Here is a 14944-nt window from a genome sequence, read left to right as displayed (position 1 = left end):
AGGCGCATGGTATGTAATTTCGCAAAAACATAAATTTAAAAGTTTATTTATTGTTAAATAACACAAATATGAAGAAGATACTTTTATTTTCCAGTTTATTAGTTTCCATTGTAGCCTTCGGCCAAATAGGAGTTAATACAAAAGATCCCAAAGCTATGCTTGATATTAAAGGGACGAATTATGATCCTGATGGAACATCAAATGATAACGGAAAGGCTACATTGAGGGTAGATGGAAGTTCAAACCACTCTTTAGATATTGGTACGCTTTCTAAGTCTCCTTTTGGTTCATACATTCAATCCCTTGATAAATCAAGTAACAAAGGACTTCCTCTTGTGCTGAACTCTAATGGAGGTAGTATAGGTATAGGGACAACAAGTCCCAGAGGTGCTTTAGATATCAATAGAGGAACTACAAATACCATGGGGTTGGTCTTACCTACGAATCAGAATTCCTCGAATATCATCAATCCACAGGGAGGATCTGTTGCAATAGGTACTATAATATATGATACCACTTCAGACTGTATAAAAGTATTTAAGTCTACAGGCTGGTCACAATGTCTGTGTACAACGCCTTAAAATTAATTGATTTATCAGATCAATTTAAAATAACAAAATTTTCTTTCATGGCAGAAAAGGATATTCATATTTTTTATATGAATCCATTATCAGTTATGTTGATCAATTTTGAGTTTTGAGCTTCCGTTTACTATTTAAATTGTTAGAGTCATCTTGACTTTCAATAAAAAACACAATGAATATTTGAAATAATTTCTGATCATTATTTTGATCAGAAATTATACAAAGAGTAAACATTTATAGTAATCCCTCTTAGGAAATTTTAAAATAAAAGGTTGAGATGACTTTATTTAGTACAACACAAATAGAACTTATTTATAATGAAAAAAATAATAATATTATATAGCTTATTCCTATCGTTTGCATCCTTTGGTCAGGTTGGAATTAAAACGAAAGATCCCAAAGCTATGCTTGATATTAAAGGGACAAATTATAATCCTGATGGAACTTCGAATGACGAAGGAAAGGGTACATTGAGAGTAGATGGTAATACCAATCACGCTTTAGATTTTGGTACTCTGTCTAATTCTCCTTATGGATCTTATATTCATTCCCGGGGTAAGATATCTAATGCAGGTCTTCCTCTGGTCCTCAATCCGACTGGCGGAACTGTAGGAATGGGTACTTCTAATCCTAGAGGTGCTTTAGATATCAATAGAGGAACAACCAATACCATGGGATTAGTTCTTCCTACCAATTCAGGTCCTCAGAACATTGTTAACCCAATGGGGGGGAATGTCGCTATAGGAACAACGATGTATGATTCCACGTTGGATTGTGTAAGAGTATTCAGATCTTCCGGATGGTCCAATTGTGTGTGTGAATGTAATTTCACATTAGTTTGTTCCAGTGGGGCTGTAACAGGAGTATATACTGAAGCAACTCAGAGTTCAGGTACAAAAATAATTAATTATACAGGTGGTAGCGGACAATCTTATGGTGCTATTTCTGTAGCTTCTGTTGGAGTAATAGGTCTTACTGCAACGGCTCCAGCAGGGACATTGGTAAATGGTAATGGAAGTGTAAATCTTAGTATTACAGGTGTCCCTATTACTTCTGGAACGGCAAGTTTTACAATAAATTTAAATGGAAAAACTTGTAATTTCACAATAAATGTCACTGCAAACAATAATTGGAATTCTATCTGTACCAGTAAAGAGTATGGATTTAATATCAGTACAAATCCCAACAGCCCTACAACTATTACTGTTCAAGGTGGTAAAACAGTAAAAGTGTATGCTAAAGTTACGCAAGGGAGTAGAGTTGCTGTTAGGGACCCTTATACAGCTTTTTCTGCAACGGCAACACAGGCTGGGATAACTATGCAACGAAACTATTACAGAATTGGTACTTTAGGAGATCTGGGAACCGGAGCTTATAGTAACGTTACATTAGTTTTTGACAAGCCAATTAACTTTGTTAGTACTAAAGCAACCTGGTTTAGATATGTAAACAATACTTCAAGAGATTCTCAATTAATTTCAACAGATACAGGAGGAAAACTTAAAATGGTAGGAATACAAGGCACGCCTGCTTTAAGAATAAGAACAGAAGGACAAACATTACTGGCGCAGGCTGTAACAGGAGTTACCGATTTTAGTGGGATTGCATTTACAATTTCAGCAGAAAATTATTTTAAGGAACTTACAGTAACTTATGAAACTAATTTCAATGATATTCTACAGGCATTCACTTTTTGTGATGCCCAAGTTTTAGATTGAGTTTAGTTTGGGTACTTTTGCGCTAAAGATCTGGTAATAAGGTTAGTTGTAATTGATAAATTGGAAGCCACCTATCTTAGCCGTAATTATAAAAACGTGTCAATACAAAATTGATGTATATTTATAAAATATGAAGTTTTGAACTCAAATTGATTTTTTAATTATTTACGAAAATAAATGAAGCCGTCTCATAACTGTAACGGCTTCATTTATATTCATTATTTGTTATTACTTAATCATAATTTTATTGGAATAAGTTTTTCCTTCTTTCGTTTTGATCGTCATAATATATATTCCTTGTGCTTGCTTTGTCTCAAATGTATTAGAATTCAGTTTCGTACGGAATACCTCTTTTCCTGAAGTATTGATAAGCGTAATCTCTGAACCTTTTGCCTGTAAATTTTTATCCAGAGTTCACTGTGAGCCATAAAGCTGATGAAAGGATCTCTGTACTGGTATCCATAGTATACTCTAAGTTCTCCACCCAGGCTCAGTAATCCTCCGTTTACATTGATCTTGATACGATCATAAGGCTTGTTCATGGTAAGTTCAATTTCCCCTTTGCTTGGATCTGCCGCCCCAAGCTTTAGAATATCATTGTTCAGATTTTGATAATCATTGTTAGAAACATCTCCGTTGAATGTCTCAATAGATACTCCACCTAGTACTTGTGCACTCAATGGTGTTCCATTGGAGCCAATGCCAATTACCAATTTATTGGTGTAAGCACTGTTAGGGAAAATCAGGGTCTGCTCAGTACGGGCCAATAAACCAATGGAAACCTGTATAACAGAATAATCTGTCTCGTTAGGTCCGATTGCATTCAGTGGATTTGTAACTCCACACCCTATACATACTCCATGTACCTGATTGGTTTGGCTGTTGGCATAGTATTTTACTATCTGGGCAAAAGATTTGCCACCTGTTAGAAATAATAAGGAAACAAAAATTGTAGCCTTTAAATTGCGTGAGCTCAATAATAAATTAGTTTTCATATATAAAAAATTTTGGATATTTAATTTTATGTAAATTTATAAATAAAATAATTATGTTATTTATTTTATTTATATAATGTGTTTTTTTTAGTTATAAGATAATATTTATTGGGTTGTGGGTAAAAAAAACCGGCAGCCTCTTTAAAGACTGCCGGTTTTGTTGTATTATTTATTTAATAACAATTTTTTTAGAATATGTTTTTCCTTCTTTAGTCTGAAGAGTCATAATGTAAACTCCGTCTGTCTGATTAGATTCAAATGTATTGCTTCTAAGCTTAGACCGGTAAACTTCTTTTCCTGAAGTGTTGGTTAATGCAACCTCAGAACCTTCCAGAGCCACATTTCCACTTAGAGTAATCTGTCCGTTTTCACTGTGGGCCAACAGGTGAATCAATGGATCCTGATAAGCATAATAAATTCTGAATCCACCACCAAGACTTAAAACTCCTCCGGTTAAGCCGATTCTTATTCCATCATAAGGCTTTTCCGGTTTGAACTCTACAGTCCCTCTGTTTGGGGTTGCTCCCAGTTTTAGAAGGCTGATGTCAATTGTTCTGCGATCGTCATTAGAAGTCCCTCCATTCATTGTTTCCAGAGTCACACCGCTTAATAACTGTACAGATAAAGGAATGTTGTCCGTTCCGATGCCTACAACAAGTCTTGTATCGGATCTGAGATCAGGAAAAATTAATGTCTGTTGGATTCCGCCTAATAATGCTGTTCCCAATACCATTGTAGAATAGTCATCTTCATTGCCTCCAATGGCATTGAGTGGATTGTCAACCCGGCATCCTAAGCAGGCTACTCCAAATACGCCAGAACTTTGAGCGTGAGCATAGATTCTGTTTTGGGCAGTTAAAAACTGAGTTGAAAATAAAAATAATGCTACAAAAGCAGCTTTACAAGAGAAATTGTCTCTAAGAGGTAAATTAAATTTCATGTTATTGATTTTTGGATGAATAGTTTTAGTCAAATTTAAGAAATTAAAGAAGAAGCTAAAAATTATATTTCCATTTTTGGTGATTTTTTTAATGAAATTTAATATTGTCCAAAATAAACATATTTATATTGCCAATTTTATATACAGTATAAAGACAGGTGTTTTTATTTAACGGATTTTATATTATTTACAGATTAAAGTAAGATTTTTGCCAGAAGGGTAGCGGGTATAATTCCTGAATCAGTTTCAAAAACCGGGGGGATAATGCTGTTGTATTTATGGAATTTAATTTGACGTGAAGTTTAGCGCCTTATCTCGTATTCTTAAGAAGGTAAAGAATAGAATTAATTCTTTCTAAGCGAATGTATATCCTACGAAACTTCTTTAGTGACAAAATTGCACTTCCTCCCTCTCTGAAATAAAACATTTGGATCATCTTTTTTTGTGATTATAAATAATCTGTTTCTTCAACAAAAAGTATAAATTTGTGCTAATCTCCAAGTTTTGCGCTTGATCTTACGTCATTTTTTCACTTCAGATTCACTAAAACTTTTGCTTAGCCTCCAATTTTTGCACCTGATCCGTGAAAAGCTTTACCGTAAAAGATAATTTTTTCTTTCGGTTACTAAGCTTTTGTTCTCCAATCTATCCTGAAGATATTGATGAACTTACTTTAGGCCTCCCTATAAGATTTTGTTTGTAGATAAATATAGTGAAGTAGTATAGAAACGAAAAAAAGGACTTTCCTAAAAAAGTCCTTTGGTAGCCCGTAGGGGAATCGAACCCCTCTTACCAGAATGAAAATCTGAGGTCCTAACCGATAGACGAACGGGCCCTCTATCTTCCATTACCGAAATAATGTGTTAGCTTTTTGTTTTTATAAGTGTCAACTCTTAGTTTGTAGCCCGTAGGGGAATCGAACCCCTCTTACCAGAATGAAAATCTGAGGTCCTAACCGATAGACGAACGGGCCGGTTAGATTTGTTTAAGTATTAGCTTTCCACTTTGTTTTTAAAAACCACTATAAACCAAGTGGTTTTTAAAAATTAAGTAGCCCGTAGGGGAATCGAACCCCTCTTACCAGAATGAAAATCTGAGGTCCTAACCGATAGACGAACGGGCCAGCTATACTTATTACGCTAATTTATTAACGTGCTTTGTCAATTTGCTTTTCAAGTTAGCCGCTTTGTTTTTGTGGATAATATTTTTCTTAGCTAATTTATCCAATAAAGCGATAACTTTTGGCAGTTGCTCTGTTGCAGCCGCTTTGTTTTCCTCATTTCTTAAGGCTTTCAATGCTGTTCTAGCAGTCTTGTGATAATATCTATTACGAAGTCTTCTAGTTTCGTTCTGTCTGATTCTCTTTAGTGCTGATTTATGATTTGCCATATCGTTCAAATGTGAGTGCAAAACTATAAACTTTTTTTGAAACTACCAAATTTATTTTTAAAAAAATTAATTTTCTTCTGAAAGGTATTTTCTAAGCTTATCTATTGCTTGTTCTATTTTTAAATTTTCTTGTTCTTTTTCAATTTTTTTGATCGTATTTCCCAACATGATCAAGCCATTGTTCCATTCTCCAGTGGTATTGGTGAAAGTAAGTCCGTCTATTGTTACTTCAAAAGCAACCCTTTCTCCAGTCCTGTAAAGTCTGAAACTGATTTTATCATCTTTGCCTGTAATCCCGTCTTCATTGATTTGTAAATCATAACTTTTTGGGTTAGAGTGGATTTTCTTAAAAAGCAATTTCGCTTCTTGTATTTTTAAATCCGGCATGATATAAAATTTGATAATCTGTAGTCTCCTACAGACTGTGGGTTATCAATACTATTTTTCATCAGTGTTACCATATTTGTCTTACCAATTATGGTTAAATTTATTAAAAAATTTTTGCAAATATAATGCTTTTGTGAGATATAACGTAAATAGAGGCGTTTTTTAGAAAAAAAGTTGTGAGATTTTTATCTGAATGATAATAAGGGTCAGTATATCAGTGTTCTATATTTTCAAGAATTCTTACTTGTTATTTTAAAGACTGATATAAAAATGCAAAATGAGGAAAATTAGTGAAAGCAAAATGACTGTTTTGTCTTAAATTCTTAAAATAGTTAAAAGCAAAATCAATTTTATTGATCTTTTTTAAGAGGGCTTGTGACAGGTTATTTTTTTATTACGTTGATATAAGATTCTTTTTCTAAACTGGAATGTTTATCCGGAGAAGAAAATATAAGACTGTTCTTAATGATCTAAAATTTTCACCTGTTTGTCATTTTTGAAACTGTCACAATACTTTAGATTAATAATGAATGGTGTTGGAATAAAAAAAGGAGAAATGATTATAATTATCATTTCTCCTCTTTTGTAGCCTATAGGGGAATCGAACCCCTGTTGCAAGAATGAAAATCTTGAGTCCTGACCACTAGACGAATAGGCCAGAATTTTGAGGTTGCAAAAGTAAAAAAAGCTTTTTAAACTTCAAAATTATTTTTCAATTATTTATAGACTTTCTGAATGACCGTATTCTTAATTCCTTTAGCTTCAACTTCTTTCTGTAATTTCACAGCATCCTCCAACGTATAAACTTTTCCATAGGTGTAATAGAAAACACCACTGTCTTTTTCTCTTTCTACATCTTTAAGATTCTGGAGAATATATGAATTTCCATTGAGTTTTTCACCGGTATAGACTTCCAGCGTATAATAGCCCATGCTGATTCGCTGGTTAGGCATGAATCCTACTGCAAATGCATTTCTGAATCCGGCATCTTTGGCTGTTTTAAGATTGATATCTTTTACAGAAGCCATGTTGGTCACTGCATAGTAGTATTTGTACTGTCCGTTTTCTTTGAGGGTAAGTATGTAGCTTAGTCCTTTCATAGCCGGATCATTCTCATTGTATTTTGTAGGAGAACTCATCAGTAATATTCTGAAATCATTCTTCAATGGAGTTTCTGCCGGTTTCTCAGGTTCCTGCTTTTTGGTGGTGAAAGACCCGCCGGATTTTCTGTCAACTGCCTTTTTGTAATCGATGATAGCATTATAAATACTTTCTGAGATTTCATCCTGTCCTTTTTCGGATGCAATATAATGGCTTTCTTCCGGATGGTTAATGAAACCTGTTTCTATCAATACAGAAGGCATGGCATTCATACGGAGAACGTGAAGGTTTTTCTGGAAAACTCCTCTTGAAGACCTCTTATCCTTATTTACAAAGTTATCCTCTACCAATCCACCTAAAAGAAGACTGGATTCAAGATATTTGCTTTGCTGAAGTTTTAACGCAATTAAAGATTCCGGAGACTCAGGATTATAAGATCCGAAGATCTGTTTATCTTTTTCATCCAGAAAGATTACATCATTTTCTCTTTTAGCCACCTCCAGGTTTTCATTGTTCTGGTTGGGTCCCTGTACATAAGTTTCCGTACCATAAGCTGTAGGTCTTGCAGAAGAATTACAGTGAATTGATACAAAAAGATCTGCTTTACTTCGGTTGGCAAGGTTGGTTCTGTCAGACAGAGAAGGGTATTCGTCAATCTTTCGGGTATAGATTACCTTGAAGTCTCTGTTTTTTTCAAGCATGGCACCTACCCTCAAAGTAATGGCGAGTGTAATGTCTTTTTCTGCGATTCTTCCTATGTCAGAATAGGTCCTGTTGGCTCCATGATCACTTCCTCCGTGTCCCGCATCAAGAACTATAGTAAACTTCTTTTGAGAGAAAAGAAAGTTACAGGTTAGGAGAAGGAGAAATGATAAAATTATTCTAAAATTTTGTTTGTGCATCTTACAGTTATAAAAATTATATTAATTTTGGGCCTTAATTATATAGAATAAAATTGGCCAAAACCGTCCTCAAAAATATATTACAAATTTTAATTATCCTAATTTTTAACAATTTTTTAGCACAGAAAAAACCTGAAAAATTGCCTAAAAATGTGGTTAATGATACTATTTCCAATTCCAAAAAGGATACCATAATCGCAAAAAAAGAATCTTTAGATGATGTACTTCATACAAAAGCCGATGATCAGCGAAGAGATATCCCTAAGAAAATGACATTCCTCAATAAGAATGCCCAGGTAAAGTATCAGGATATGCAGATTGATGCAGATTATATTTCCATTGATGATAACAAAAACCTGATCTATGCGAGAGGAAAACAGGATTCTTTAGGAAAGATTATAGAACCTGTAATCACTACGCAGGCTGGTAAAAAATACGAAACCAACGAATTCAGCTATAATACAAAAACCAGACAGGCTATTGCTTTCAATGCCAGAACAGAAGAAAGTGAAGGGGTAATTATAGCTCAGAAAACTAAAAAATACAATGATTCGGTGTACGCCATGAGAAAAGCGGATTACACAACCGATGAATATTTTGTAAAGAAAAAAGATACGGTAGCAGATTACTTTATGAGAGCTTCCAATATCAAACTTATAAAATCAAAAGAAAAGTCTCAAATCGTTACAGGACCTATTCAGATGTATATAGAACAGGTTCCTACGCCACTTATTATGCCTTTTGCGATCCTTCCTTTTTCAGCGAAACGAGCAGCAGGTATCTTGATCCCAAGTTTCGGGGAGCGGGAAGATGTAGGGTTTTTCCTGAACGGAATTGGGTATTATCAGCCGATCGGAGAACATTTTGATCTTAAAGTACTCGCAGATATTTATACCAAAGGAAGCTGGAACCTCCGGCCACAGATGAATTATCAGAAAAAATACCGTTACTCCGGAAGCTTTAATGCTGATGTAGGAACTATGATAAGAGGAATCAAAGGACTGGATGATTATACAAAAAACAGTACTTATCGTATCAGCTGGACGCATTCCCAGGATTCAAAAGCGAATCCTTTTCTTACATTCAGCGCCTCTGTGGATATTGTAAGTACGAAGTTTTATAATAACCCACTTAACAATAATTATATTTTCAACCAGAATGTATTGAATACCCAGCAGAATTCAACGGTAACACTTACCAAAAGATTTTTGAAACTTCCGGTAACCATTACAGGAACGGCTTCTTATTCACAGAACTTTGCAACAGGATTGGCTGATCTTCGTCTTCCGCAGATGAATGTAGCTGTAAATCAGTTTTATCTGTTCAAATCGAAAAGTGGGGTGAGACAGGGACTTCTTGAAAATATTACAGTAAATACAGGTTTTAACCTTACCAATTTTGTTAACACTCAGGAAAATGAGCTGTTCAAAAAAGAAATGTGGGATAAAATGCAGACGGGTCTAAAGAATAATATCGCACTGGCAACCAATACAACGCTGGCTAAATATTTTACATTCAGCTTAAGTGCTACTATTGACAACGCTTTAACTACAAAAACATTGAACAGATTTTATGATCCTGTAAAGAATGTGACTGTAGATGAAATGAACAAAAAACTAGGAGGATACTCTACGTTTTCTACCAGCGCCAGCCTTCAGACTACTTTATACGGTATGATGAAGTTTAAAAAAGGATCTGTTGTGGAAGCGGTAAGACACATGATGACTCCAAGTATGAGCTTTACTTATTCTCCTGATTTTTCAAGTCCTGGTTTTGGATATTATAAGAATTATTACAATGCGGTGGGAGCCATTACCCCTTACTCTATTTTTGAAAAAGGAATTATAGGAAGTCCTTCCAGTGGAGTTGTTGGAGCATTAGGATTTAGTTTGGGGAATAATATTGAGATGAAAGTGAAGTCTAAAAGCGATTCTACCGGAGTAAAGAAAATTAAGATTTTTGAATCTTTAAATCTTACAGGAAGCTATAACTTTGCTGCTAAAGACCACCCTTGGTCTATCTTCAGTATCAACGGGCAGTCTTCTTTCTTTAATAATAAGCTTACTGTGAACACAAGTCTTTCTCTTGATCCGTATAAAATTGAATTCCTTCCGGGACAGGATACGGGAATAAGAACGGAGCAGTTTGGAGGGTTCAGTGTACAGGGATTCAATATCCAGGTATCTTATCCTTTAAGCAGCGAGATCTTTGGAGAAAAAACAGATTATGCCAAAAAGTATAGTTCAAAAGGGGAAGTCCGAAATGAAAACTATTATTTTGATGACGACAATTATGCGCGATTCGATCAGGCATGGACTTTGAATATTAATGCTAACTATGCTTACTCAAAAGGGCTCAACAGATTGGGAAATAAAATTGCCTCTCTAGGGCTTGATGGAAGTGTAAAGCTTACGCCTTACTGGAATATTACCGGAAGTACACATTATGACTTAGTGACTAAAGAACTGGCCTATACCAGGATTGGTTTTTCAAGAGATCAGCGAAGTTTTACAATCAATTTTAACTGGGTACCATTCGGACAATATAAAGTGTATGACTTCTTTATCGGGATCAAAGCCAATATCTTAAGTGATGCATTGAAGTATAAAGACAGAAGTTTTACGCAGCCAAATTCACCTTTCTAATATCAGATTGGCATTTGACAATATAAATTTTATATTTGCAACCAAAATAAATCTAACGAAATGATCATGAAATTGTTTAACTTAATGGTTGGCAATGAAAGATGATTCATGAAAAATAAATATCCGTATATGAAACAAATAATCAATACAGTTAATGCACCTGCAGCTATCGGTCCTTATTCACAAGCTAATATGGCAAACGGAGTTTTATACATCTCCGGACAGATCCCTGTAGATCCTGCAACGGGTAAACTGGTAGAAGGAATTGAAAAAGAAACGCACCAGGTAATGAAAAATCTTGAGGCAATTCTTACAGAAGCTGGAATGACTTTTAAAAATGTTGTAAAAGCAACAATCTTCCTTAAGAGTATGGATGATTTTGCGGTAATGAATGATATTTATGCATCGTATTTGGATGCAGACAGTTATCCAGCGCGTGAAACTGTACAGGTTTCCTGTCTGCCTAAAAATGTGGATATTGAAATTTCTATGATTGCACATCAGGATTAATGAATTTTATTAGAAATACATTTGCGGTATTGGTAGGTCTTGCTATAGCTGGCCTTATTATTACTCTTGGTATAAGGGCTTTTCCGCAATGGGTTACTTTTGAGGCTTTTGCTCCGTTTGAACACTGGCAAAGATTTCTTTTCAGTATGAAAGACGATAAGGCCTTTTTTGGCTTTCTTTTGTTTGTTTCCGGACTGGGAACCACCATTGGTGGAGTAGCGACGGCAATCATCGTTAAATACGCTAAAGTGGCCTATGCTATTCTGATCGGTTTTATCATGCTTTTCATTGCCATGCTGGACGTGATCATATTTCCTTATCATCCTACGTTTTATAAGATTTCAATCTTCCTTACGTTTTTTCCGTTTTCCTGGATTGGCGGTAAGATTGTAGAAGTGATCTATGAACGGAACAAGAAGAAAAGGATCGCTGAGAAAATGAATAAATCAAGTAAATAATATAAAAAAACGCTGCAAATTTTTGCAGCGTTTTTCTTTGATATGAAAATAACTATTGTTCTGTTATTGATTAAGGCATTTTAAATCCTTTAGTGTAAATTCTTCCGTAGTCATCTACAAACTTCACCTGTACATTACCCTGATATTTATTCAGGATACTTTCGATATCTTTTTGTGAATTCACTGGCTTACCATTAATCTCGATGATGATATAATTGTCTACGATTCCAATCTTAGCCATTTCGCTTCCTTCAGATACGCTTTTAGCTACTACACCACTGTTCAGTCCGTATTCGGTTTTGAATCTTTCTGTAAGAGGCTCGAATTCGGCTCCGATTTTTTCCGTTACGCTAAGATCAGCTTTCGTTCTGGTAGAGGTTCCTCCTTTCTGGTCTCTCAACATTACGTTTGTTGTAGATTCTTTACCGTTTCTTGAATAGGTTACCTGAACTTTATCACCAGGACGCTTGCTTCCGATTGACATAGAAAGATCTGCAAAATCAGTGATGTCATAGCTGTCTATCTTCGTAATGATATCTCCTTTTTTCAGCCCTGCATCTTCTGCACCGCTGTTATCCCCAAATCCTGTTACATACACTCCTGCACCTGATTTTAAATTGGTTTTGAACTGTTTGTTATAGGCTGCAACTTGTTGGTCATTGGATAGGTCTAATGAAGAAACCCCTAAGAAACCTCTTTGTACAATACCGAATTTCTTGATATCCTCAACGATTTTTCTTGCCAGGTTAGCCGGAACTGCAAAACCATATCCCTGATAATAACCTGTTGTAGACTGGATGGCAGAGTTAATACCAATCAGCTCACCATTAGTATTCACCAAAGCACCACCAGAGTTACCCGGATTGATGGCAGCATCTGTCTGTATAAAGCTTTCAATTGGATTTGCTGCTTTTCCCTGGCTTCCTAAGATCCCGATTCCTCTTCCTTTGGCAGAAACAATACCTGCTGTTACCGTAGAATTCAGTCCCAGTGGATTTCCTACTGCAAGTACCCATTGTCCTACATCAATATTGTCTGAGTTGGCAAAATTTAAATAAGGAAGTCCTTTTTCTTCAATCTTTAATAGGGAAATATCTGTGTTGGGGTCGGTTCCCACTAAAGTAGCGATATATGATTTTTTATTGCTCAGTACAACTTCCAGTTTATTCGCACCTGCCACTACGTGGTTATTTGAAATGATGTAACCATCTGGAGAGATGATAACTCCGGAACCCATTCCTGAAGGCATATTGTCCGGTGCCTGTTGCTGCTTTTGCCTTTGCTGTCCTCTTCCTCCGAACGGATCTCCGAAGAAATAGTCGAACAGATCCTGCTCAGAAGCTCTGTTTGTTGTTCTGTTTTGATAATTTTTGATAGTAACTACAGCCGGAACAGTTGTTTTAGCTGCTTTTACAAAGTCATCGCCTACTGCACCCGTATTCATTCCTGCAAAGGTTGCGGTAGGGGCTGATGTTGTGAAAAATGATTGATCTCCATTGTTGGAACCATGTCCGAAATATTGTATAGCTCCAACGGTAGTAGCTCCGGAAACAACTCCTACTACTGCAAATGGTAATAGTTTTTTTAAAGTACTCTTCATTGTATATCTTTCTTGTTTATTAATTAATTTCTTTTTATGTTTTTGAGTAAACAAATTTAATGTTAAATAAGTAAGCAATTAGTATGCTATGTTTCAATTTTAACTAAAATTTAACGGCTATTATATCATTTTATACATTATGTCATAATTGTTAAGCCTATAGTTAACAAAAATTAAAAAAAACTTAAACAAAATATGACAAAATAGTACTCTATAAAATATAAGATAAAAGTGTTTTCTGTTCCCATTGCCCCAAGCTCTCGTCGATAAAATTAATTTAAAATGTTTATCTTTGCAAAAATATTTTTCTCACTTAAAACGTTTATAGCATGCAACTGTATAACACCTTAAGCGCAGAAGAAAGAGCTCAACTTATTGATGAAGCTGGTAAGGAACGTCTTACATTGTCTTTCTATGCGTACGCTAAAATTGAAGATCCCAAAAAATTTCGTGACGATTTATTCATAGCCTGGAATGCCCTTGATGCCCTTGGTCGTATTTATGTTGCCCATGAAGGAATTAATGCTCAGATGAGTGTTCCTGCGGATCAGTTTGAAGCTTTTCGCGATACGTTGGAAGTGTATGACTTTATGAGAGGTATCCGTTTGAATGTAGCGGTAGAGCAAGACAATCACTCTTTTTTAAAATTAACCATTAAGGTAAGACATAAAATTGTTGCTGATGGTCTGAATGATGATACCTTTGATGTTACCAACAAAGGAGTTCACTTAAAAGCACAGGAATTTAATAATATGCTTGATGATCCTAACACTATTGTCGTTGATTTTAGAAATCACTACGAAAGTGAAGTAGGACATTTTGAAGGCGCCATTACTCCTGATGTGGAAAACTTCAGAGAAAGCTTACCGATTATTAATGACCAGTTACAGGATTTTAAAGAAGATAAAAACCTGTTGATGTATTGTACAGGTGGAATTCGTTGCGAGAAAGCCAGTGCCTATTTCAAACATCAGGGGTTCAAAAATGTTTTCCAATTGGAAGGCGGGATCATTGAATATACCCGCCAGATAAAAGAAGAAGACATTGAAAGTAAATTCATTGGTAAGAATTTCGTATTCGATCACCGCTTAGGAGAACGAATTACAGATGATATTATAGCACAGTGCCACCAATGCGGAAAACCTTGTGACAATCATACCAATTGTGCCAATGATGCCTGTCACCTTTTATTTATCCAATGTGATGAATGTAAAACAGCAATGGAAAACTGCTGCTCTACAGAATGCCTGGATACCATTCATTTGCCTTGGGAAGAGCAGCTGAAACTAAGAAAAGGATTACAGGTTGGAAATAAAGTCTTCAGAAAAGGAAAATCTGATGCCTTGAAATTTAAAAACTCAGGAGATCTGCCTAAAGCACCTTTAGCAAAAGCAGAAACAAAAAATATCCGTCAGAAAATATCCGTTAAGAAGGTATTGGTTGGAAAAGCTGAGCATTACTTTTCAAAATCAAAAATCGGACAGTTTTTAATTGAAAGTAAAGAACTTTCAGTAGGCGATAAAGTTTTGATTTCCGGTCCTACGACAGGAGAACAGGAGCTTACAATCACTCAGATTTATGCCAACGGAGAACCTTGTGAAACGGCAAGACAGGGAGATCAGATTACTTTTGAAATTCCGTTCAGAGTTCGCTTATCTGATAAGCTGTATAAGGTTCTTGAACCTGCTGAAAAAGCATAATGAATACAAAAGCTG

13 protein-coding genes and 4 tRNA genes are annotated in these 14944 nt (G+C 35.4%); 6 read left to right on the top strand and 11 right to left on the bottom strand.

What is annotated here, in order from left to right; genetic code table 11:
- Positions 1-68 precede the first annotated feature (68 nt).
- The gene (locus DRF65_RS00265; RefSeq protein WP_115967898.1) at positions 69-581 is read left to right on the top strand and encodes a hypothetical protein; all 513 of its coding nucleotides are present in this window, start codon (positions 69-71) and stop codon (positions 579-581) included.
- Between the two features lie 320 nt (positions 582-901).
- Positions 902-2302, top strand: coding sequence for a hypothetical protein (locus tag DRF65_RS00260; RefSeq protein WP_115967896.1), 1401 nt, complete (start codon positions 902-904; stop codon positions 2300-2302).
- A 228-nt stretch (positions 2303-2530) separates the two neighbouring features.
- Here DRF65_RS00260 and DRF65_RS29210 read toward each other — a convergent pair whose 3' ends face one another.
- From DRF65_RS29210 to DRF65_RS00210, 10 genes are all read right to left on the bottom strand, one after another.
- A complete protein-coding gene (locus DRF65_RS29210; protein ID WP_394337809.1) occupies positions 2531-2671 on the bottom strand; it encodes a T9SS type A sorting domain-containing protein in 141 nt (46 codons plus the stop codon).
- The gene (locus DRF65_RS00250) at positions 2632-3297 is read right to left on the bottom strand and encodes a hypothetical protein (RefSeq protein WP_115967894.1); all 666 of its coding nucleotides are present in this window, start codon (positions 3295-3297) and stop codon (positions 2632-2634) included. The genes DRF65_RS29210 and DRF65_RS00250 overlap by 40 nt, the downstream gene beginning before the upstream one ends.
- 169 nt (positions 3298-3466) lie before the next feature.
- Positions 3467-4237, bottom strand: a complete 771-nt coding sequence (locus DRF65_RS00245; RefSeq protein ID WP_115967892.1) for a T9SS type A sorting domain-containing protein — start codon at positions 4235-4237, stop codon at positions 3467-3469.
- Positions 4238-4997: 760 nt separating this feature from the next.
- Positions 4998-5072 (bottom strand) — tRNA-Glu (locus DRF65_RS00240).
- A gap of 66 nt (positions 5073-5138) precedes the next feature.
- A tRNA-Glu gene (locus DRF65_RS00235) sits at positions 5139-5210 on the bottom strand.
- A gap of 78 nt (positions 5211-5288) precedes the next feature.
- Positions 5289-5360: transfer RNA gene (locus DRF65_RS00230), tRNA-Glu, on the bottom strand.
- Positions 5361-5371: 11 nt separating this feature from the next.
- Positions 5372-5626, bottom strand: a complete 255-nt coding sequence (rpsT, locus tag DRF65_RS00225; protein ID WP_002983073.1) for a 30S ribosomal protein S20 — start codon at positions 5624-5626, stop codon at positions 5372-5374.
- A gap of 66 nt (positions 5627-5692) precedes the next feature.
- Positions 5693-6013, bottom strand: coding sequence for a hypothetical protein (locus DRF65_RS00220; RefSeq protein ID WP_115967890.1), 321 nt, complete (start codon positions 6011-6013; stop codon positions 5693-5695).
- A 586-nt stretch (positions 6014-6599) separates the two neighbouring features.
- Positions 6600-6671, bottom strand: a tRNA-Glu gene (locus DRF65_RS00215).
- 58 nt (positions 6672-6729) lie between these two features.
- Positions 6730-8016, bottom strand: a complete 1287-nt coding sequence (locus DRF65_RS00210; protein WP_115967888.1) for an N-acetylmuramoyl-L-alanine amidase family protein — start codon at positions 8014-8016, stop codon at positions 6730-6732.
- Positions 8017-8069: 53 nt separating this feature from the next.
- On the opposite strand from DRF65_RS00210, the gene DRF65_RS00205 reads away from it, so the two are divergent.
- The 3 genes from DRF65_RS00205 to DRF65_RS00195 all read left to right on the top strand — a co-directional run bounded on the left by DRF65_RS00205 (position 8070) and on the right by DRF65_RS00195 (position 11629).
- Positions 8070-10661, top strand: coding sequence for a putative LPS assembly protein LptD (locus tag DRF65_RS00205; RefSeq protein ID WP_115967886.1), 2592 nt, complete (start codon positions 8070-8072; stop codon positions 10659-10661).
- 129 nt (positions 10662-10790) lie between these two features.
- The gene (locus tag DRF65_RS00200; RefSeq protein WP_062700765.1) at positions 10791-11171 is read left to right on the top strand and encodes a RidA family protein; all 381 of its coding nucleotides are present in this window, start codon (positions 10791-10793) and stop codon (positions 11169-11171) included.
- Positions 11171-11629: a hypothetical protein gene (locus DRF65_RS00195; protein ID WP_115967884.1), complete on the top strand. Its 459-nt coding sequence runs from the start codon at positions 11171-11173 to the stop codon at positions 11627-11629. Before DRF65_RS00200 ends, DRF65_RS00195 begins: the two co-directional genes overlap by 1 nt.
- A 70-nt stretch (positions 11630-11699) precedes the next feature.
- Here the strand turns inward: DRF65_RS00195 and DRF65_RS00190 are convergent, their stop codons facing one another.
- The gene (locus tag DRF65_RS00190) at positions 11700-13229 is read right to left on the bottom strand and encodes a trypsin-like peptidase domain-containing protein (protein ID WP_115968620.1); all 1530 of its coding nucleotides are present in this window, start codon (positions 13227-13229) and stop codon (positions 11700-11702) included.
- A gap of 329 nt (positions 13230-13558) precedes the next feature.
- On the opposite strand from DRF65_RS00190, the gene trhO reads away from it, so the two are divergent.
- A complete protein-coding gene (trhO, locus tag DRF65_RS00185) occupies positions 13559-14929 on the top strand; it encodes an oxygen-dependent tRNA uridine(34) hydroxylase TrhO (protein ID WP_115967882.1) in 1371 nt (456 codons plus the stop codon).
- Positions 14930-14944: the final 15 nt, after the last annotated feature.

The organism is Chryseobacterium pennae (assembly GCF_003385515.1).
Classification (GTDB): Bacteria; Bacteroidota; Bacteroidia; order Flavobacteriales; family Weeksellaceae; genus Chryseobacterium; species Chryseobacterium pennae.
This window is presented reverse-complemented; position numbering and strand designations above follow the sequence as displayed.